The sequence below is a fragment of the Polaromonas sp. P1_G2 genome, assembly GCF_056405515.1.
The window spans coordinates 1-463 of sequence record NZ_JBFUBY010001087.1; the positions used below are offsets into that span (position 1 = coordinate 1).

The 463-nt window shown below is 63.0% G+C and carries 1 protein-coding gene; it reads right to left on the bottom strand.

The genetic code is table 11. The annotated features are described in order from the left end of the window. Nucleotides 1-306: 306 nt before the first annotated feature. Nucleotides 307-459 carry a sigma factor-like helix-turn-helix DNA-binding protein gene (locus AC1D0P_RS29180; protein WP_477679926.1) on the bottom strand — a complete coding sequence of 51 codons (153 nt, stop codon included), beginning with the start codon at nt 457-459 and terminating at the stop codon, nt 307-309. Nucleotides 460-463: the final 4 nt, after the last annotated feature.

Sequence of the window (463 nt, forward strand, 5' to 3'; positions counted from 1 at the left end):
CACTCCTTCCCTGCACGACCGCCGGATTTACGCCACCGACCCTTGGTCACAAGAGCTTCGCGGTTCGTTGCCCGCTCGCCCTGATCGGCATCGCCTCATATCCGGTTCTTGTCCATCGGCCCGCAGRTTCGATCCACGCTTCCTCCCCACGGTCAGTCGCCCTTCCGCAGTTGCGCTTCTCTTCGCTCGCCATGACCAGCTTACGGTGGGACTTCCACCCACAAGAATGCGCCCATGCTGGGCGCACAACAAAAACGCCGCCCGATCTCCCGACCGGACGGCGTTTGCATTCTTAAAAAACGCGGATCAATTCACCGTTTCGACCACGCGCAGGGCCTTGGCCTGGTCCAGCGCGGCCTGGCGGACCGCATCCTGGACCTTTTCGAAGGCGCGCACTTCGATCTGGCGGACGCGCTCGCGGCTGATGTCGAACTCGGCCGACAGCTCTTCCAGTGTCACCGGC